We start from the raw sequence: 19,767 nt of genomic DNA on the forward strand, positions 1-19,767 counted from the left end.
AATTCACAGAGACGATAAATTGTCCACTGGAAAAAAGAGAATAAAAATTGAATTAGAGGACGCTGAAGGTGGAAAATATAATTTATCTCTAGAAGGCAATTTATCAAATGACAAAATTCAAAAGGTTCTTCAATTAGTGGAATCATTGAACATCTCTAAGGATGATTTAAATAATAATATCCAAATTCCTATGGAACAAAATAAAAGTTTACAAAAGTATGACTTAGGACTCAATCAATCTAACAACTCTATTGGATCAAAGATATGGGCATTGATCGAAAACAACTTTGCATTTAGTTCTTTTACATCTTCAAATGTAGCCGAATCCTATGAAGAATCATACGGTGAACAGTTACAACTTAGTCTCATATCTACTTATTTATCAAGATATTTTGAAAAGCAAAAATTAGTAAGGAGTAAAAGAGGGAAAGAATGGATTTATAAGTTAATTAGAATTCAAAAAGATATTATTTCGTCCGTTGGGACACCTACTACTTCTCAATTAAGTCGTTTAATGGATTCACATTACCCGGAAGATCAGAGTGAGAATGACTTTTTGAAGCAGAATGCTTTGACAACAGTTTACGACCTTCGACTGTGATATTATACCTGAAGGGCTTTGTGCTCATATCTCTATCAACTAATTTCTCTTCAAATAATTTTTTCATTAATCTAGAAGTGTGTTCTCTAGTCCTACCCACTACCCTTTGAACCTCCCTAGTAGTCAGAGATTTATCCTCTAATTTCTTTAGGATGTATTCTATTGTACTATTCTGACGGTCTTCTTCCTGATCCACCGACTTGATAGAGTCTTGTGATGGTATGTCGTGATTAGGAGGTGATGTTTCAATTTTTGGATTGCTTACGTAGTTTTGGAATGGTGATATTACAGAATTCTGTGACTTGATCTTGTTGTTGGATATTATATTTTCATCTAATAATTTTATTAAACTTTGGATATCGCTTAATTTTTCATTGGTCTTATTAGTTCTGTCATATAAGACTCTAAATTGTTCAGAAATGAGATTAGTCTTATTAATTTGATCCTTTATTTGACTTTCAAGCTGAGAGATTTTTGTTTCAATATTGTATTTCTTAAATTTTTTGTTTTTTAACTGCTTGTAAATTTCTAAAGCTAGAATTGATAATACTATAGCCGAAACAAATGGAATTAAGGTATAATTTAATATTAGTGATGCAATATCTATGCTCACATATAATTTAGTAATACAGTGTGATATAACTTTATTGTATGTGATAATTTAACGTTTAATATTATAAACTTAGTGATATATCACATATCAATTATTCTATTAATCAAATCTTCTATTACATTTATCACATTAGTTATCTCTTTATCGTGATATTTAGCGTGATTGTCTTCAAACATTCTAAGTTTGATTAACATGGAGTTTAGAACGGTAATTTGATCATCTTTCATTACATTTATTAGATTTAGTAGTAGGATGGAATAGAACAATTTCCGCAGTTTTGTCTTTGATTGCTTAACTTCTCTGTAGTATGCGCCTGAACTTATTTCCTTCGGCCTCTTCTCTTTTTTCTTGAAATTATAAATTATTTGTATTTGTCTGTTGGTAAATAGAGATTTTTCAATTAATTTGGAAAGAAATAAATTATTTATATCTTCTTTGTTTTCCATCAGCTATACGATATTGTATAGTTAATTATACTATTTTAAATAAACTTAGCACAATCATTAAATTTAATTCAATTAGTATACGTGTAGTATTAGATTGAGTCGGGTAGAGAACTATATTAATGATGAATTGAAAAAGCATAAAAAAATATGTTTTGCTTTATTAGATTCGGAGAATTTTGAAGACATTGCTGGTGTTGCAAAAAAAGTTGAATCACTTGGTGCCTCAGCTATTTTGGTGGGAGGTTCGTCTGCCATAGATCAACTGGATTTAGACAAATTAGTAATATCAATTAAGTCTATAATATCTATTCCTGTTATTTTATTTCCAGGAAACGTTACAGGTGTATCTCCCAATGCCGACGCGATTTTATTTACATCATTGCTAAATTCCGAGGATCCATATTTTATTTCAGGAGCTCAAGCACTAGGTGCATTGTTGGTAAAAAAGTATAATATTGAACCATTGCCAACAGGATATATAATAATTGGTGATAACACTACAGCTTGGTTTATAGGGAGAGCAAAAGGTATACCTTTTGAAAAATCTAATATTGCTGTCATGTATTCATTGGCTGCACAGTATTTGGGTATGAGGTTTGTTTACCTGGAGGCTGGATCCGGCGCAAAAAAGAATGTATCTGCGGAAATGATTTCAAATGTTAGAAAGTATTATGATGGCTTATTAATTGTTGGAGGGGGCATTAAGAATTCCTTGATAGCTAAGGAATTAGCAGAGGCAGGGGCAGATATCTTAGTTGTAGGAACATTATTAGAACGGGATCCGGATTGGGAAAAAAAATTTAACGACATTGTTATGGCCATTCGTTCCTGAATTAGTGCAATTGAATAATTATGAATTTGATTGATGAGGCCAAAGTAAGATTAAAAAATATTTCAATTCCAAGTTACTATTTAGAGTATCAAATTGGTTTGCTGGAACAGGTAAATAAGCTTCATGTGGTAGCCGAAAAAGCAAGAAAGAAAGGTTTAGATGTTACGACTTATGTTGAACCAAAAATTGCCTACGACTTATCTGACAGAGTTGCAAAAATGCATAATATAGATATATCAGACCGATTAAGGACATTACTAAATTATACTACAAAAGAGAAAGCAGCTCTTAAAATAGCCGAGGAAATTGCAAAGGGGGAATATGGATCTGGAGATCTTAGGACAAGATTAGAAAATGCGGTTAGGGTAAGTTTAGCTGTGGTGACGGAAGGAGTCACTGTAGCTCCATTACAGGGTATATCTGACGTACAATTGAAAAATAACAAAGATGGTTCACAATATCTCTCCATTTCATTTGCTGGCCCAATAAGATCTGCTGGAGGTACTGAAGCAGCACTAACTATGCTTATAGCTGATCATGTAAGGAGAGTATCTGGACTTGCAAAGTATCAAACAAATTCTTTTGATGATGAAACTGGCAGGTTTATAGAAGAATTAAGATTGTATGAGAGGGAAGTAGGGAACTTTCAATTTAAAGTCTTAGATAAAGATGTCGATTTTTGCATCTCTAATTTACCAGTTGAGATCGATGGAGTAGATACAGACCCAGTTGAGTTAGTAATTCATCGGGAGATGAAAAGGATAAAAACGGATAGAGTTAGAGGTGGAGCACTCAGGGTTATGAACGACGGTTTGATAGGCAGATGTAGAAAACTCACAAAATTGGTCGAAACACTCGAGTTAGAAGGTTGGGATTGGCTTGCAAATATGAATGGTGCAATCCAAACAGGCGATGATGATACTGTGAGTCATAGGATGTCTGAAGTAATTACAGGCAGACCAGTGTTATCTATGAACAAGAAAATTGGTGGATTTAGGTTACGATACGGAAGGTGTTTTAATACTGGATTCGCTACGATAGGAATTCACAACACGATTCCTGTACTATTGAATTCTGCCGTAGTAGTTGGAACACAAATTAAAATGGATGTCCCTGGAAAAGCTTCTACAATCGCCCTTGTGGATACCATTGAACCACCAATAGTAAAATTAGATGACGGAACGGTCTTGCAGATCAATACCGTAGAACAAGCCCTAAATTTAAGATCACGAGTAGTCAAAATATTATACCTAGGAGACATTCTGATTAGTTACGGAGATTTTCTTGAGAATAATGCACAATTATTACCAGCAAGTTATGTTGAAGAAATATGGACCCAGGAATTATTTGAAAAATTGAGTCACATCAATGAAGTCAAAAATGACTTTGTTGTTGAATATGATAAGTTTGTTAAATTGAGTTCGAATCCCTCTACAATACCCCTATTTAGAGAGGCATTGAAAATATCGATCCAATTCGACATTCCACTACATCCTAAATATTCCTTCTACTGGGAAGCTATATCAATAAAAGATTTTTTAATAATTAGAAATGTCTTGATATCTTTTATTTCTCTATTTAACAGAAACGGAGAGATTGAATCAACTACCGAGGAAATTAGTCTATCATATGATCATAAACTAAAAAGTATTCTAGAAAAACTAGGCGTGTTCCATCGTCTAGATACATCTAGTAATACTATAGTATTGTTAGATGGGTCTCAAATTATTGCGTTAGTGTGTTTATGTATTCCTGAATTTCAATCCATACTCTCATTCTTATATGAAAATCGCGATAAAATCCATTTTTCAACAATTTCTAATTATATATCAAAGGATGGATTTATAGGAGATATAGGTGGAATTGTTGAAAGTTTACAGTCGGAGAAGGGCGAAGGTAAAACAACTGTCATCAAATTAATAAATTCCATTTCATCAATTAAAATACGTTCAAAATTTTCTTCTTCCATATCTGTTAGAGTTGGTAGACCTGAAAAAGCCTCAGAGCGTAAGATGAAACCCCCAATTCATGTTTTGTTTCCAGTAGGTAACAAAGGTGGTCCCATGAGAGACCTCCTAAAGGCTTCAAACGCAGATTCTTTTTATTCTGAAAAATCAAATCGATATTGTTATAATTGTAATATTCCATCCTTAGGTACTAACTGCAATTATTGCAATCAAGCGACTCCTATCAAATTTATTTGCAATGTCTGTAAAGTTGAATCTCTTGATTTATCATTTGATCCTATTGATAATATAAAAAAAAGGAACAAATGTTTGAAATGTGGTAACGAATATAAAACATTTTCTCCAATTAAGTTTCCTTTAAAGACCTTGATAGAAAAAGCCGAAACAAGGTTGAGCTTTAGGGTAACTTCTCCTTTAAAGGGAGTGAAAGCATTAATGGGGAAAGACAAGGAAGCGGAACAAATTGAGAAGGGCATTCTTAGAAAAAAATGTGGTTTATCTGTGTTTAAGGACGGTACCATAAGATTTGACGCTACGAATGAACCTCTTACCCATTTCATGCCATGTTTTATCGATACATCCATTTCAAAATTAAGGGAATTAGGGTACAAATTTGATTATCGACAAAATGAACTTGATTCTGATAGACAAATCGTAGAATTGCTGATTCAAGATGTTATAATTCCCTTAGATTCTGCAAAATATCTTTTAAAAACGGCTAAATTCATAGATGAAGAATTAGTTACCCTATATGATTTACCACCGATTTATAATGCTTATACCGAAAATGATCTGATCGGACATTTAATAGTGGGATTAGCTCCACATACTTCTGTCGGTATTATTGGGCGCATAATAGGTTTTACAGAATCACAAGTTTGTTTGGGTTCTCCAATATGGCATTCCGCAAAAAGAAGAGATTGTGATGGTGATGCCGATTCAATTATCCTACTATTTGATGCATTCTTAAACTTTTCATATTCTTTCTTACCAGATAAAATAGGCGGGTTAATGGATGCTCCATTACTAATACAACCTATTGTATTACCTCATGAGGTTCAACGACAAGCCCATAATGTTGACATTGTGGAAAAATATCCACTAGATTTTTATAAAAATACGTGGTTGGGGGTTAAAGCAGCTGATGTTTCTGATACGATTGAAATACTAAAAAATCGAATAGGGAGTGATAAACAATTTTATGATTATGGGTTTACCCATACTAGTAGCACTTTAATATCCAACATAAATCGAAGTGCTTATTCTACATTAAATACAATGGGCGAAAAATTAGAAATGCAAATATCCACAGCAAATCTTATTAATTCTGTAGACACAAACGAAGTGATCTCTATGGTCTTGACGACACATATTATTCCTGATATAATGGGTAATATGCGTTCTTATTGTTCGCAGTCGTTTAGGTGCAATAAGTGCGGTGATAAGTATAGGCGAATTCCTTTGTATGGTAAATGTCTTACTTGTAATAATACTTTACTACAGACGGTTACTCGAGGTTCGGTAGAAAAATATGTTCTTTTAGCAGAAAACTTGAGTAACAGTTTTAAAGTCACTAATTATCTAAAGAGTAGAGTTGAATCACTTATTGTGGAGCGAAATTTTGTTTTTCAATCAAAGAAAGAACAACCTACAATACTTGATTATTTATAAAATCATTGATTTTTGGTTTATTAGTTTGCGAAATTTATTTGATATGGTCTTAAAGTGGCCAAATTAACTACAATTGCTATACCAGGTGTAGGAGTAATTCCCATAGCGCGCTGAAAGGGTGTTTGGGTTTGCCATGCGCCAGAATTCACTACCAAAGTTCCCTTATAGCTATCCACATCAATTACATGTACATGACCAGAATGGAAAATATCCGGAACGTCTTCAATAACCATCATATCCTCTAATTCTGGAGCAATAGGTGTTCTTTGACCGTATATAGGTGATAGATGTCTTGATTTAAGTAAAATCTTCATCGCCTCTGCTGGTTTAGAATAACTTAAACCAGGAATTGTAGCAATCGTATCGTCCAAGCTTTGACCATGAAACATTAATGTTTTTACTCCGTCCATATTGATCATGCAGGGATTTCCTAGCATAGTGATATTGCTTAAAGAGTAAATCTTATCAGCATATTTCCTTGGTATTGCTGGTTGAGGCAATGCTCGTCTTCCCAGGTCGTGATTTCCTGGAATCATAAAAACCTTAATGTGCTTAGGAATCTTCGCCAACAAATTTGTAGCATGCTCCATCTGGGAAAATGAATCCTTTTCAAATAATTCTCTGTCTTGATGTGGAAATATCCCTATTCCATCAATTAGATCCCCACAAATACAAATATACTTTATTTTAGAAACAATATCTTTATTCTCTTCTTTTCCATTTAACCAATTCAAAAACATTTGAAATTCATCTTCCATGAAGAATTTACTACCTATGTGCAAATCAGATATTAACACGCTATATACCTCAGAATGAGATCTGTTTGGAATTCTGTCTGGTACATCTAATGAGAATATTTTTTTTATTATGTGGTTCTTTCTTTTTGAATTATTCTCAAGTTCTACCATTACCATTTGATCCAAAATTAATGACGAAATCTGTTTTTTTAAATCTTCATCGTATGCAAATCCCTCTAATAATCCACTCTGATCATCAATAGTTAAATTATAACTATTCTTTTTGATCTTCTTTTCCATAATTAATCCTGCTATGAACAAAGATTCTTCCAAATTCTCCTTAGACTGTGACTTTGGATTTAACCTTGATTGGTTAAGAAATTGTTTAATGAACGCTATTTTTTTTATTCTTTTACTGTCTGGTCTATTAGATAAAATTTTTAAGGATTTATTAAATCGGCTTCTAAACAGTGATGTATACCCTTCAACCCCTTCACCACTATTAATACTATTATTGGAATCATAAATTATGTTGTTAACATAATAGTTATTCTCCAAATCATCAGAATCGCGAGTTACCAATTCTAAAATAGTCTCTTCATTATTTTTTTTAATATCCATGATTTCCGAATGATCTAGTTTGTTAACGATAGTAGTACCATTATTAGCATTATCATTTACAATCAGTGAACTATTTGTTGAAAACTTTAAAATACTCTTTATATCGTCGGATAAAATAACCTTAGACCCGTCTCTCTCTCTTTTGATCATAAGAATCTCTTCAACTATTTGATACACATCTGCCTGTAGATTATCAATTAACACTAAAGCATCGGGATGAATCTGAAATCCTTTGCTGGTTATAAAGGAAATTATTTTTAAGAGATTGGAATTATCGGTCAATAATCAAATTAACTAGTTGATGATATTCTTTAAGTCTTTTTATATAAATAATAAAGTATTATAATTGATAAAAAACGTATTATAGTTGGTTATGCTTATTACATTTAAAAAGAGACTGGTGTTTTTCTTTATTGCCATGTTATTTTTCTTGGGTATTTTTTATCTTGGATTTTCCTTTAGAATGGATGAATCATTTTCTAAGGAGTTATCAAAAAACTTTATTGATCAGATAACTGACATAGACGAATTTGGTATATTCTTAAATAACCTAAAAATAGCATTAGTGATGTTTATTCCAGTCATAGGCCTTATAATGGGAACTATTTCTGGATTTTCTACCGGTTTAGTGTTTAATTCAATAATGAACCTATCAGATGTTACGTATTCTAATCCCTTGGTCATTTTCTTGACACCATTTGGAATCCTAGAGCTAGCCGCGTATGGACTAGCAATTTCTCGAAGCTGTATTTTATTTTTTGAAATACTAAAGAAGAAATTTACAAAAAAATCTTTATTTTATCTGCTAATCGAAGTAGCATTAGTTTCTGGAATGCTTTTTGTCGGGGCAATAATAGAGTGGATGATGATTGAAAATATTCCAAAAAGATTATAATTATCTGTCATTCGTGCATGGCTTGTGGATTATTTTATATCATTGTTATAAAATGCCATAGTGTTTAAATAGTTTTAATGAAGATTTACCTACAGTGAATTATTAGATGCCAGTAGCAATACTTCCAGATGTTAGTGAACAGCATTGTATTGGGTGTGCTTTATGTGTAGAAATTTGTACAGCTCTTGGTCCGGATGTATTAAGAGTAAAACCTGTGGAAGGTTGGAAAAGAGGTAAAGCATTTGTCTTTTATCCAGAACGATGTATCTCTGATGGTGCTTGTATTGGCGTTTGTCCAACAAAAGCAATTTTCTGGATGAGACCAATGGAATATACACCAGGACAACCAATTCCATTAAAGAAAAACGCCATATTTACGAAAGGCTGGGAAGAGGGCTAACTCTCCACCAATTTTTATTTTTTCTCTAAATTTTAGAATTCAGTAACCATTACGAAGCTGATAAGATTCACATTTAGCGTATTAATATTCTAATATAGTTTTCTCTAATATTTAGTACTTAAATATCCAATAGAATTACTAAAATGGCTAATTGACAAAAAAATTGTATGTTGTAGGCGTGGGTCCAGGATCAGAAAAATATCTGACGGATTTTTCAAAAGAAATTATCAAACAATCTCGTTTTATTATAGGATATAAATATACTCTAAATACGATAGATCACCTACTTGATAGATCATTTAATCAAGTATTTGAAATAACCATGAAAAATCAAGAGGAGATTTATTTGAATGTATATAATAATTTAATGAGAGAAAATGATATATGCACTGTTCCATTTACAGGAGATGTAAATTTCTCAGAATCAGAAGTTGTGGACCGGCTTTTATACCTGTTCGGTGATGAAAATGTCTGCATTGTCCCTGGCATCAGTTCTATACAAATAGCAGCTTCAAAGTCTAGAGTTCCATTGGATAAATCTACCATCATAACTTTTCATGTCACCGGTGAGATTGAAGAAAAAAAAATAGAACTGGTTAAATCAATTGTTGATAAGAAAAGTGTAATACTAGTGCCAAGACCATGGCCGTCGGACCCATCAAAAAACTTTATGCCCTCTGAAATTTCATTATTTATCAAAGAAAAAGGACTGGACACTTCAAAAATTGATGTTTGGGTATTTGAAAATTTGACAAATGAAGAAAAGGAAACAACTTTTACTGGAAAAATGAGTTCGCTAGAAAATAAAGACTTTAACGATTTATCAGTAATGGTTATAGATCAAAACAAACGACAAACTTACTTGGAGTTCTAAATTTATTCTTTCCCTATTTGTATTATTTAAGTTTTGAATGTAAATAAAATATATTACAATTAACTTTGTATAATGTTGAATGAGCAAGAACGAATTTAGATGTTGTATTGAATGTGGTTCAAAAATGTCTAAAAATATTAAATTATGCCCAGCCTGTGGAGAATCTCAGGGCTAGATTTAAATATTTTTGCTAGACTCATTTTCCATTTTATTGCTCTTATTTTTAGATAATCATGGCAGTTTATTTTCACGTATAGTCATTATTAAAATACCTCTATTTTTTAATAATTAGACGATGGTAAAAAAAATAACTCTCCTTATTCCCGTGATTATTTCAGCCTTTGTAATAGGGATTTTAGGAATTATCTTTGTTCCATCAGATATTAAGAATGCAAACATCAATTTTTCAAAAGGAACTATAAAAATAGACGAAAAACTTTTGACCGTCGAAATTGCTGATTCGGATTTTGATAGACAACGATGGCTAACATTTAGGAACGACAAACCTGATTTGGATTCAGGGTTACTATTGATATATGATAAACCTGATTTATATTCAATGTGGTTGTTAAATATAAAATATCCATTAGATTTAATGTGGTTTGATCGAAATGGCGATATAGTTTATATTAAAAAAAATGCTCAACCCTGTGATAATATACTAGATTCATCCAAATGCACATTTAAGAATACAAAGCCGGCAGGATTTGTGTTGGCTAGTTCATCGGGATTCATCCAACACAACAACATAACAGAAAGTTCAAAATTAGAAATACTTTCAGTTTGAAACTCTATTTTTCTCTTTACTGCACTTACTTTTGTCAAGAGCAGTATCACTAACTCTTAAGTTCAACAACAAGAAAGTAAAAGACAGAATTGCTTTAAACAGGTAATAAATAGAGTAGGATGTGGCTTATTTAGAGAATCAAGAGTAGCCAGATTGTATTATTTTTATAAATGCTTATTTATTTCTTGTAGTTCATGAGTTATTTCTTCAATGGACGCCTCATCCTCAAGGGTAGTGATATCTCCAATAGTCTCGTTGTTTACAATAGATTTTAGAAGTCTTCTCATTATTTTGCCACTTCGTGTCTTTGGTAACTTATTTACAAAATAAATCTTTTCAGCAGATGCAATTGGCCCTATTGTATTTTTGATGTGGTCATTTACCTCTATGTCTAAGTGCGAAGATAATTCTGCTCCTTTTCTTAGTACCAGAAATGCGACGATTGTTTCACCTTTGATTTCATCCTTTTTACTAGTGACAGCTGCCTCAGCGATTGAAGGATGAGAGATAAAAGCACTTTCAAGTTCTATAGTTCCTAATCTGTGACCGGCAACCTTCAATATATCATCTGCTCTTCCTAGTATCCAATAATATCCATCATTATCTACATATGCAAAATCACCTGCAAAGTAACTATTATGTGTTTTTTCCCAGTACGTTTTTTCATATCTTTCGTTATTGTTCCACAATGAAAGGAGCATTCCGGGCCAAGGTTTTTTTACAGTTAAATATCCTTTTTTATTGGCTTCTACTTTTTTACCATGGTCATCTACTATTTCTAATTCTATGCCTGGTAATGAAAATGTTCCAGAACCAGGTTTCATTTGGATAATCTCAATTCCGGTGCACATACTTATCATGATACCACCAGTCTCAGTTTGCCACCACGTATCTATTATAGGACAATTACTTTTACCAATTGTATTGAAATACCACCTCCAAACCTCTGGATTTATTGGCTCTCCTACCGTGCCCAATAGTCGCAAACTTGATAAATCATACGAATTGGGTATGTCATTTCCATATCTCATATATGATCTCAAGGCTGTGGGTGTGGTATATAGAATGGTTACCCCGTGTTTTTCAATAATATTCCAATATTGACCTTGGTCAGGGTAATCTGGTGCACCCTCATAAATAATTTCAGTTACTCCATGCATCAATGGTCCATATACTATGTAGCTATGTCCGGTTACCCAGCCTATATCTGCTGTACAGAAAAATACATCCGTTGGGACAAAATTGAAGACCCATTTTGCCGAGTTAAACAAATGAGTCAAGTATCCTCCGCTTCCATGGACAACACCTTTCGGTTTACCTGTGGTCCCTGATGTATATAATATAAACAAAGGATCGTTACTTTCCATCCATTCTGACTCACAATAGTTGGATTCTTTGTTTACTAAATTTTCGAACCACATGTCTTTTTCATAGATATCTATATCTTCATGCGTTCTTTTAACGACTATTACTTTTTCAACAGTAGGGGTTTGTTTTACAGCTTCATCAACTATTTTTTTCAATGGTATTATTTTCCCTCTTCTATATCCTCCGTCTGATGTAATTATTATCCTGGATTCAGCATCGTTCACTCTGTCAATGATTGATTGAGAACTAAACCCTGAAAAAATAACAGAATGAATTACTCCTATTCTAGCACAAGCAAGCATTGATATGACTAATTCGGGTATCATAGGTAGGTAAATTGTGATTCTGTCTCCTTTTTTTATACCCAGCCTTTTGAGTGCGTTGGACAGTTGATTCACTCTATAAAACAATTGATTATAGGTAATAGTAACAGATGTTCCATCTTCCCCTTCCCAAATAATCGCTGCCTGATTCTTCTTTTCACTTGTTAGATGTCTATCAAGACAATTATAGGCGGCATTTAGTTTACCTCCTAAGAACCATCTAGCAAAAGGAGGGTTCCAGTCCAATACTTGCTCCCATTCTTTAAACCATGCCAAATTCTTTGCACAATTTGACCAAAATTGTTTTGGATCTATTTGGGATATTCTTTTTAATTCTTTTATCTTTTTTCCATCTAGAGAAATGATTTCTTGATGTCCATCATCCTTGCGATATTTGGGATCAATCATAAAAAAGGAAAGATTTTTCTTTACTTAAATGCTTTCGTTATTTATTATAGTGTATTATCTATATACGATTCCTCTATCAAAAACCATTCACAATCATACCAATTTACACATATTATTCATTCAAAAATTTTTCTTTCAGTGGCAATTTCAAATTACATAATAAACTTATATAGGAATGTTATATTTGATTGTTGCAATAAACTAAAATAAATAAAGAGAACGAAAATAAAGTGTGAAATATAGAAGTCGAACTGAAATAGTTGCCATGATACTGGATGCAGCCAACGGCGGAGCAACCAAGACAAAAATCATGTATAAAGCATTTTTAAGTTATGCCCAGTTACGTGAATATTTATCAGTATTAATTGAAAATAATCTAATCGAATATGTTGAAGGTTCTCAAACTTACAAAACCACCGAAAAAGGCTTAAACTTTCTTAAAATGCACAATGAAATTGGAGAACTCTTAAGTTCAACTACTCAAAAGTAAAACTACTTTTCAAATTTTTATAAATTCTTGTAATTTATGTTTTTTTTAATAAATTTATAAGTGTAGTCAATCAAATAAATAAAGAGTGAAGGAATGATCAAAAAACAACTGTGGCTTTCTAACCAAAAGCCTGCATATTTCAGATCTTTTTTGTTATTTGTACTCAATAATTATTTGTAGCCATTATATGGGTGGATTCGTTGTTTTCTATATTATTTCCTAATGACGCCTCTACATAGTTAGTTACTTCATTGGTAGAACTTTCACCACCTTCTGCATTTGATCCTATCTCTTGTTGTTCCTGGTCTTGTTGAATCCCTTGATTATAATTCGTATCTTGTTCCGATTCTTGGGTTAGCTTTTGAATATTGTAATCTAATACCTCTTCTTTATCTTCATTTTGAACGTTTAATTGATCATTCTTGATTTCACTATTGTTTGAGGTAACCGTATTGTCTACTGTTTGTTGTGTAAGCTTGTTAATTATGTTATTTATTTCTGTTTTTTCTAAGTTGACGTGTTCTATTAATTCATTAGTGTGCATAGTTATCTGTTGATAAATATCTTCTGTTATTTCGTTACTCTTATATTGCAACTTTGCATCAAATAAAACTGCTTTTATCCTTTTCGATTCCATATCTATTTCAGATATTCTCTGATGAAGTCTCTCGATAATCTCTTTGGTGTTTTCGCCTAAATCATCCAACCTTTTTTCATACTTTAAGTATACCAATTCTGCATCGTCTTTCATATTGTCGTTATCAGCTACGATTTCTTGCAAAGCTTTTATCCTCTTCAATGTCAAAGATTTTTCTCGCAAGAGCTTTTGTGCATCTAAGCGCCATCTCGGAATAAAAATGACATAATCTCCTTGTACCAACAGTTGTTCATATGGTAAATTTTTTATACCACTTGATCCACAATCAACACTAACAGACTCTATAGATCCTTCTATATCTGTGATGATACCTACAACTTTTCCAATGAATGTTCCATACATGTCTTTAACTTTTTTACTGACAAATTCGAGCTTCAATTCGCTCATGCAATTCAATTTGTAGATGAGTATAATGCTCGCTGTGTGAAAAAGATTTTATAATATTGTAAGATTTAATCAACAATAAATACAATTACATGCATACAATAAACTTTGAATAAGACGTTGAATCAAGAAAATTTTGATAATGATGAAAGAAAAAAACTCGAATCTCATTTTTCCAATTCAGACAATAGTGTATTTGTAATAATTACTCCACATCAGGTCGATCGGGGAGCTTTGATGTCTAGATATTCTAGGACTGATAAGACGATGAGAAGGATATTTATTGATGAATTTCTACCAAATCCCAATAGAGGTCTGGAATTTTATAACAGAGTCCTTTTAGAATATGGCGATGAATCTGTAGCTGAACTCGGGACAGCTCAATGTGCTTTGGAATGGATATCCAATATATCTGCACAAAAAATAGAAGATCATAGGATCGGATTATCATTTTTAGAAAAATCATCCCGCTACGTTGCATTTGATAAAAAAATTAACGGAGTTTATAAATATTTTAGGGATAAAAAAATCATGTCTTCAGTTTATGCCGACAAGTATATACAGTCATGTGATTTGGCATTTGAAACTTATTCAAAGAATATCTTACCTATGCAACAGTATTTAAAAGAAAAAATTCCAATAGATAATCTTGTTTTTAACGATTCTGAAACAAAAACTGATACCCTCTTTAAAAACCTAAAAAGTTCTAAAGATATTGACAATGCAAAAAAAATATATAATTCATCCATCAAGGCCAAAGCTTTAGACATATTGAGAAATCTCCTTCCATCTTCAACTCTCACTAATCTGGCAATTACAGGAAATGGAAGAGCGTTTGAATATCTTTTGTTTAATATGAACTCCTCCGAATTAGGAGAAATCAAAAATTTAGGTGATTTATTATATAAAGAACTGGAAAAGTACATTGAACCCTTTATCAAACGATCAAAAGATAGACACAGCATTTCATATTGCAAATACCTTGATAATACCGAGAAATCAATTTCAAGAATTCTGGATAAGGATCTTTATCAAAAACATGATGAGATTTCCGTTAATGACATTTCATTAGATACTTTCATTAATATCAAAAGTTTCACAGGTGTCAAATTGCTTTATCATATACCCAATATTGAAGCAGAAATCAAATTGGTTGCCTCTATTTTGCATGAATATGGTAGAGGTCTATCCATGTCTTTTTTACTAGATCTTGTTACTACCTTCTCTGAAGAAAAGCGACATGAGATTATTCGTGCATATTCTCATTTTAGAGAAAATAGACGGCATAGACCTGGAAGAGCTTTTGAGGTAATTGATTATTCATTTGAATTAGTAACTAATTATGGAATGTTTAGGGATCTTCATAGGCATAGACTTTTGACTATGAGTCGACAGTTGTTATCTACAAAATATGGGTTTGATGTTCCAGAGGAGATTAGTGAATTAGGAATAGAAAAGGATTATAGTGATTGTATGTATCATAGTGCTGATACTTACAAGTTAATCTCATCTACGATGCCTGCAGAAGCACAATATGCTGTAACTTTTGCTTATAGGTATCCATATTTTATAAAAATGAATCTTCGTGAAGCATGTCATATGATTGAACTAAGGACAACTCCGCAGGGCCATCCAGACTATCGAAATGCGTGTCAGAAGATGTATTCACTGATAAAGCAGGTCAATCCTGTTATTTCTGAAGGTATCAAATTTGTAGATATGAATAGTTATGATTTAGAAAGATTCAAATCAGAAAAAAATACCGTATTGAAAAAATCTAATATAAATTAATCGATACATTCTGATCTCTTTTTATAGTATCTCAATATTACTACTTTTTTCATTAAAACCATTTGTCAAGAGATTGACTTCTTTTAACAATACTTTTTTCAAGCCTTCCCAAGTGGTTGATAACCCTTTCATTGGAGAAATTTTTCTCATCACAAAGATATTTTATGGTTTTTTCCTTCTCTATCTCATTAAATTCAATATTTAAGTCCTCTACGTCAGTAACTTGGGGATTCAGAAATATTTCCCTAATTTCATTGTATGGAGTGGTCAATAGTTCTGCTTTTATTTTTTCTATGTCTTCAATCTTCTTGTACTTTTGTATCAATTTTAGGGCATTTTTTGGACCGATGCCACTAAATCCATCAGGATTAAAGTCAGTACCAATCAAGATTCCAACATCCACAAGCTGCTGGTGAGTTAGATTATTGGTCTTTAGTACTTGAGAGTACTCTATTATTTCTGGTACGATATCAACATACACATTTCTGTTGGGGATTTTTCTTTTCCCACTAACTGTCAAATTCCTTATCAACCTTTTAGCACCAAATAGTATTGAATCATAATCTTGACTCACGGATGAATATGCTAAATCCTTCTTAGATAGAAGTGCGGCGGTTGCTTCCCCTTCTGACTTTGCAGTAATATATGGAATACCCATCAATGACAATAAGCATTTTGATTCTTCAATCATTTTAGAGGTTAGAATTGAAGTTCCCTGACTAAATTTTTTTGCGTCATCTAATCTTCCCTCTTCCAATGCTACATTATACTTTTCAGTTGCTTCTTCTTTGACTTTTCTTCTTCTTTGAATTTCTCCTGATTTCAATCTATGAGGTAGTCCGTCGAAAATATATACTAATTTGACTCCATCACTAAGTAAATTTATGTTTCTATAAAAAAGTCCACTGAGATGACTGGTGGGTTCTCCTTGGTTGTTTGCTAGTAATTCTCCAGTGGGACCTCTAATTGTCGCTAAGAATTGATAAATTACATTGAAAGCATCTATCGCAACCACTTTTCCATCTAAATCAGAAATTCTGATAGGATTAGATGTAATCAATGGTTTTAGGTTTAATCCCATATTCTGATGTTCTACCCTTTATGATTTTTAAATATTTGATATCTTACAGTCTTGTAATAACGAGACTACTATTTATTATTCATAATAAGATCAGTTCAAATAAATAAGCCTACTAAAAGTAAAATTTAAACATTGATACATAAATTATTCATACGGTGTATAGGCAGTAGCCAAATAACTAATTCTAATACCTGTATCAGGACTGGTCAACTATAGAATAATGAATGTCACATAGTTAAGACTGTATTAACAATAGTTCGCACAGGATATTAACGGTTCTAATTATACAAGAGATCTATTGTATATGTCTTAAATTCTATTAATAATTTGTCCCTGGGTATTATTCAAATCTCTTAGAACTATCTTTGATTCGTTAATTTCCTGCTTCAACCCATCTTCTATAATATCATTTGATCTAAATATTGTGGAAATTCTGAAAGAGGTAAAGGCTTGTTTTCCTTCTTTCTTTATACATTTGTTTATTCTTCTTTTTCTATTTGACCATCAAATACTTTGCCGTTTTCATGTTGAAATCCTGTGAAATCAACAGATCCATCAAGTAAATACATTCCTTTTTCAGCATGTGGATTCATTCTTTAGGGTTAATATTTCCATTTGATTTTAAAAAATTTATTAGATCGTAAATAACATCACATATGAAACCTGGGATTATATTATTACGTGTGCAAATTAAATAAATGTCCAGAACAAAAGAAAAAAAATTTATCATCGTCATTCACTCCTAGTAATTTCAACATTTGCCATTCCTAAACCCCTCTGCACATTCACCAGCGGCAATGCCTGATTTTTTAACTAAAATGGCAGATTCTCTTATATTTTCTATATCTGGCTTCACCATTTTTTCTTTCCATTTTGTAATTATCCCTGTGACGGTGCCTTGACTAATGCCAGTTTCTTTTGCTATTGTGTCTCTTGTTTTACGTTCTAGCAGTCGTATCACTAGTGATTCCTTTAACGACTGCCTTTGATCAATTAATTCTACAAGAATCACACTAATATGACTAGGTTTAAAAGCAAATAGAATTTATCGTCATTTTATACCTTTTTCTCATGTAGCGTAGAAATAAGAAGAATATTGATTCACAATAATAAAAGAATTTTTGTAAGAAATTAATAAAATGTATAAAATATAATAAACTTGTATATACTATAATAAATTAGAAAAGAATTTGGAAATTAGTTAATGAATATCCTGATTTATTATTAATATTTGAATCTGTCTAAATGGACTAACCTTTCAGAGTTTTTAGAATTAACAATCTCTACTAAAGGTTTAATCTTGGTACCTTGGTACCTGAAAATCTATTATTACCTATGAGAAGAGGTTTGGGTTTAACTTCTCATAGGTAAGAGATACTATTGAATACCTTGAATATTTTCACCATTAATTTAGAATTTAAGTTTTAATCGAACAAATTTCTGTTCGATTATGCTATAAAGATCTATAACCAGGTATAGTTCTGTTCTATCTCCAAGAAAAACAGCTCCTTTAAATATCAGGTCTATAGCGAGCTTTTCAAAGCGAATGAAATCCGGTTTAGAGCATTCAAATCTGTGCATTCTTTCACAATATATAGATCTTGATTTCTTTTGACGACTATATTGATTTTCATATTGGTAACAAACTATTTGTTATGGGAGTAATTCGGAGATGAGACTATCTTAATGAAGTAGCAAATCCGAGTGGGTCTCTAAATGGATTATCAGAATGTTTTAAAACATCTATTCCCAAAATACTTGATACATCAACTGCATCTTGGTTACCTTTTATTTTACTCATGATATTTAGTTTGTATAGTTTAATCGTATGTAAGCCCTAGTTTGAATTGAAAACTATTTTTACATAAGATAAATTGTTAAAATGATATTTTTTCCGTTAGTTTTCATATATTTATTATCCTCGATTAAAACCTCGGTGAAACTAATCCTATTCTATATTCATTGTGTCAACTTAACTGAGTAGTAAAAGCACAAGTATCTAAAACGAATCATATATCCGTTGGTTGACATAAAAAAAGATACTATAGTTTAGCTGATATTCCCCCATCTAGCGTCATCACTGTTCCGGTTATCCACTTTGAATCATCTGAAGCTAAAAATAAAATGGCATTAGCAACATCCTCTGGATCGCCAATCCTTTTTAATGGAAATGATCCCTCTAACATCCTTTTTGCGTTTTCGTCCTGTAAATATGGCTCCATCATAGGACTGCGAATGGTAGACGGTGCTATACAATTACATCTTATATTGTATTGTCCGTATTCTACTGCTATACTTTTTGTTAACATTATGATACCTGCCTTTGTGACACCATATACTGAAAACGGTACCCTTGGAATGGCTCTTATTCCCAATAATGATGATATATTGATAATATTACCTGATTTTTGTTCGATCATCAAGGGAATCACTGCTTTGATAGGCTGAAACGTTCCTTTTAGATTAACATTCATCAAGTTCGTCCATTGATCTTCAGTCATTAGATGGAATGGTGTAGGATCATTAATTATTGCTGCACAATTTATGAGACTATCTATTTTATCAAAAGCAGTCAAAGTTTGTTCAATGACACTTAATACTTCAGATTCATGAGATACATCCGCCGCCATATGTATCAAATTATCATTCTTGCCCAACTCCTCTACCGTTTTTTTTAATTTATTTTTATTTCTAGAAACTAAAACCACTTTACTACCTTCTTCAAGTACTTTTTGTGCTACTGATTTTCCAATCCCACCAGATGCACCTGTAATAATAGTTACTTTTCCATTCAGTTTCATGAAATAATTACGTTGCAAT

At 32.1% G+C, this 19,767-nt stretch carries 18 protein-coding genes; 9 read left to right on the forward strand and 9 right to left on the reverse strand.

The window, feature by feature from the left end; translation table 11 throughout:
* Window positions 1-19 precede the first annotated feature (19 nt).
* A complete protein-coding gene (locus AAGU22_RS15290) occupies window positions 20-601 on the forward strand; it encodes a hypothetical protein (protein ID WP_458719960.1) in 582 nt (193 codons plus the stop codon).
* Here the strand turns inward: AAGU22_RS15290 and AAGU22_RS15295 are convergent.
* The gene (locus AAGU22_RS15295; protein WP_458719961.1) at window positions 492-1,214 is read right to left on the reverse strand and encodes a hypothetical protein; all 723 of its coding nucleotides are present in this window, start codon (window positions 1,212-1,214) and stop codon (window positions 492-494) included. The genes AAGU22_RS15290 and AAGU22_RS15295 overlap by 110 nt on opposite strands.
* A gap of 80 nt (window positions 1,215-1,294) precedes the next feature.
* Window positions 1,295-1,660, reverse strand: coding sequence for a hypothetical protein (locus AAGU22_RS15300; RefSeq protein ID WP_458719962.1), 366 nt, complete (start codon window positions 1,658-1,660; stop codon window positions 1,295-1,297).
* An 88-nt stretch (window positions 1,661-1,748) separates the two neighbouring features.
* Between AAGU22_RS15300 and AAGU22_RS15305 the strand changes: the two genes are divergently transcribed.
* Together AAGU22_RS15305 and polC are read left to right on the forward strand one after the other, a co-directional pair.
* Window positions 1,749-2,492: a phosphoglycerol geranylgeranyltransferase gene (locus AAGU22_RS15305; protein WP_458721799.1), complete on the forward strand. Its 744-nt coding sequence runs from the start codon at window positions 1,749-1,751 to the stop codon at window positions 2,490-2,492.
* 20 nt (window positions 2,493-2,512) lie between these two features.
* Window positions 2,513-6,130, forward strand: a complete 3,618-nt coding sequence (polC, locus tag AAGU22_RS15310; protein WP_458719963.1) for a DNA polymerase II large subunit — start codon at window positions 2,513-2,515, stop codon at window positions 6,128-6,130.
* 20 nt (window positions 6,131-6,150) lie between these two features.
* Here the strand turns inward: polC and AAGU22_RS15315 are convergent, their stop codons facing one another.
* Window positions 6,151-7,770: a DNA-directed DNA polymerase II small subunit gene (locus tag AAGU22_RS15315; RefSeq protein WP_458719964.1), complete on the reverse strand. Its 1,620-nt coding sequence runs from the start codon at window positions 7,768-7,770 to the stop codon at window positions 6,151-6,153.
* 91 nt (window positions 7,771-7,861) lie between these two features.
* On the opposite strand from AAGU22_RS15315, the gene AAGU22_RS15320 reads away from it, so the two are divergent.
* From AAGU22_RS15320 to AAGU22_RS15335, 4 genes are all read left to right on the forward strand, one after another.
* Window positions 7,862-8,383, forward strand: a complete 522-nt coding sequence (locus AAGU22_RS15320; protein ID WP_458719965.1) for a stage II sporulation protein M — start codon at window positions 7,862-7,864, stop codon at window positions 8,381-8,383.
* A 106-nt stretch (window positions 8,384-8,489) separates the two neighbouring features.
* The gene (locus AAGU22_RS15325; protein WP_134484161.1) at window positions 8,490-8,783 is read left to right on the forward strand and encodes an NADH-quinone oxidoreductase subunit I; all 294 of its coding nucleotides are present in this window, start codon (window positions 8,490-8,492) and stop codon (window positions 8,781-8,783) included.
* A gap of 151 nt (window positions 8,784-8,934) precedes the next feature.
* The gene (locus AAGU22_RS15330; protein WP_458719966.1) at window positions 8,935-9,657 is read left to right on the forward strand and encodes an SAM-dependent methyltransferase; all 723 of its coding nucleotides are present in this window, start codon (window positions 8,935-8,937) and stop codon (window positions 9,655-9,657) included.
* A gap of 295 nt (window positions 9,658-9,952) precedes the next feature.
* Complete coding sequence (locus AAGU22_RS15335; RefSeq protein WP_458719967.1) at window positions 9,953-10,444, forward strand: DUF192 domain-containing protein; 492 nt, start codon at window positions 9,953-9,955, stop codon at window positions 10,442-10,444.
* A 164-nt stretch (window positions 10,445-10,608) separates the two neighbouring features.
* Here AAGU22_RS15335 and acs read toward each other — a convergent pair whose 3' ends face one another.
* Entirely contained in the window at window positions 10,609-12,543 is a 1,935-nt protein-coding gene (gene acs / locus AAGU22_RS15340; RefSeq protein WP_458719968.1) for an acetate--CoA ligase, read from the reverse strand.
* A 232-nt stretch (window positions 12,544-12,775) separates the two neighbouring features.
* Between acs and AAGU22_RS15345 the strand changes: the two genes are divergently transcribed.
* Window positions 12,776-13,033 carry a winged helix-turn-helix domain-containing protein gene (locus AAGU22_RS15345; RefSeq protein WP_144734504.1) on the forward strand — a complete coding sequence of 86 codons (258 nt, stop codon included), beginning with the start codon at window positions 12,776-12,778 and terminating at the stop codon, window positions 13,031-13,033.
* Between the two features lie 163 nt (window positions 13,034-13,196).
* Here AAGU22_RS15345 and AAGU22_RS15350 read toward each other — a convergent pair whose 3' ends face one another.
* Entirely contained in the window at window positions 13,197-14,078 is an 882-nt protein-coding gene (locus AAGU22_RS15350; protein ID WP_458719969.1) for a CdvA-like protein, read from the reverse strand.
* 117 nt (window positions 14,079-14,195) lie between these two features.
* Here AAGU22_RS15350 and AAGU22_RS15355 point away from each other — a divergent pair, with 117 nt between their 5' ends.
* The gene (locus tag AAGU22_RS15355; protein ID WP_458719970.1) at window positions 14,196-15,866 is read left to right on the forward strand and encodes an FAD-dependent thymidylate synthase; all 1,671 of its coding nucleotides are present in this window, start codon (window positions 14,196-14,198) and stop codon (window positions 15,864-15,866) included.
* A 52-nt stretch (window positions 15,867-15,918) separates the two neighbouring features.
* Here the strand turns inward: AAGU22_RS15355 and fen are convergent, their stop codons facing one another.
* The 4 genes from fen to AAGU22_RS15375 all read right to left on the reverse strand — a co-directional run bounded on the left by fen (window position 15,919) and on the right by AAGU22_RS15375 (window position 19,748).
* Complete coding sequence (gene fen / locus AAGU22_RS15360) at window positions 15,919-16,947, reverse strand: flap endonuclease-1 (RefSeq protein WP_458719971.1); 1,029 nt, start codon at window positions 16,945-16,947, stop codon at window positions 15,919-15,921.
* Between the two features lie 751 nt (window positions 16,948-17,698).
* Complete coding sequence (locus AAGU22_RS15365; RefSeq protein ID WP_458719972.1) at window positions 17,699-17,959, reverse strand: hypothetical protein; 261 nt, start codon at window positions 17,957-17,959, stop codon at window positions 17,699-17,701.
* Window positions 17,960-18,625: 666 nt separating this feature from the next.
* Window positions 18,626-18,748, reverse strand: a complete 123-nt coding sequence (locus tag AAGU22_RS15370) for a hypothetical protein (protein ID WP_458719973.1) — start codon at window positions 18,746-18,748, stop codon at window positions 18,626-18,628.
* A gap of 241 nt (window positions 18,749-18,989) precedes the next feature.
* The gene (locus tag AAGU22_RS15375; RefSeq protein WP_458719975.1) at window positions 18,990-19,748 is read right to left on the reverse strand and encodes an SDR family NAD(P)-dependent oxidoreductase; all 759 of its coding nucleotides are present in this window, start codon (window positions 19,746-19,748) and stop codon (window positions 18,990-18,992) included.
* Window positions 19,749-19,767 lie beyond the last annotated feature (19 nt).

Source organism: Candidatus Nitrosocosmicus sp. R (assembly GCF_054408505.1).

What these genes read in the sequence shown, in the direction of transcription:
- AAGU22_RS15335 (WP_458719967.1), top strand. Translation starts at nt 9,953, where the DNA reads ATGGTAAAAAAAATAACTCTCCTTATTCCCGTGATTATTTCAGCCTTT.
- AAGU22_RS15300 (WP_458719962.1), bottom strand. Translation starts at nt 1,660, where the DNA reads ATGGAAAACAAAGAAGATATAAATAATTTATTTCTTTCCAAATTAATT.
- AAGU22_RS15375 (WP_458719975.1), bottom strand. Translation starts at nt 19,748, where the DNA reads ATGAAACTGAATGGAAAAGTAACTATTATTACAGGTGCATCTGGTGGG.
- AAGU22_RS15325 (WP_134484161.1), top strand. Translation starts at nt 8,490, where the DNA reads ATGCCAGTAGCAATACTTCCAGATGTTAGTGAACAGCATTGTATTGGG.
- polC (WP_458719963.1), top strand. Translation starts at nt 2,513, where the DNA reads ATGAATTTGATTGATGAGGCCAAAGTAAGATTAAAAAATATTTCAATT.
- fen (WP_458719971.1), bottom strand. Translation starts at nt 16,947, where the DNA reads ATGGGATTAAACCTAAAACCATTGATTACATCTAATCCTATCAGAATT.
- AAGU22_RS15350 (WP_458719969.1), bottom strand. Translation starts at nt 14,078, where the DNA reads ATGAGCGAATTGAAGCTCGAATTTGTCAGTAAAAAAGTTAAAGACATG.
- acs (WP_458719968.1), bottom strand. Translation starts at nt 12,543, where the DNA reads ATGATTGATCCCAAATATCGCAAGGATGATGGACATCAAGAAATCATT.
- AAGU22_RS15370 (WP_458719973.1), bottom strand. Translation starts at nt 18,748, where the DNA reads ATGAGTAAAATAAAAGGTAACCAAGATGCAGTTGATGTATCAAGTATT.
- AAGU22_RS15320 (WP_458719965.1), top strand. Translation starts at nt 7,862, where the DNA reads ATGCTTATTACATTTAAAAAGAGACTGGTGTTTTTCTTTATTGCCATG.